The organism is Paenibacillus agri (genome assembly GCF_013359945.1).
Taxonomy (GTDB): domain Bacteria; phylum Bacillota; class Bacilli; order Paenibacillales; family Paenibacillaceae; genus Paenibacillus_AQ; species Paenibacillus_AQ agri.
This window is the reverse complement of the sequence record NZ_JABWCS010000077.1, coordinates 1-249: the sequence shown is the minus strand read 5'-3', so window position 1 is coordinate 249 and position 249 is coordinate 1. Positions and strand designations below refer to the sequence as shown.

Here is a 249-nt window from a genome sequence, read left to right as displayed (position 1 = left end):
GTTTCAGCTAAAAGATGTTCTAAAACGCAAATTCGTTTCGGTATCCAGTTTTCAAGGATCAAGTTTCTGTAATTACGTGACAATCACGACTGTGATGTCTGGAATTACAGACAGTTCAAATGAAATTTTTGGTGGAGCCAAGCGGGATCGAACCGCTGACCTCCTGCTTGCAAGGCAGGCGCTCTCCCAGCTGAGCTATGGCCCCATAAAGGTAAGTTATTCAAATGTTATATGGTGGGCCTTGGTGGA

The 249-nt window shown here is 44.6% G+C and carries 1 tRNA gene; it reads right to left on the bottom strand.

Going from position 1 to position 249, the window contains the following annotated elements:
• Positions 1 to 129: 129 nt before the first annotated feature.
• Positions 130 to 205: transfer RNA gene (locus HPT30_RS31290), tRNA-Ala, on the bottom strand.
• Between the last annotated feature and the right edge of the window lie 44 nt (positions 206 to 249).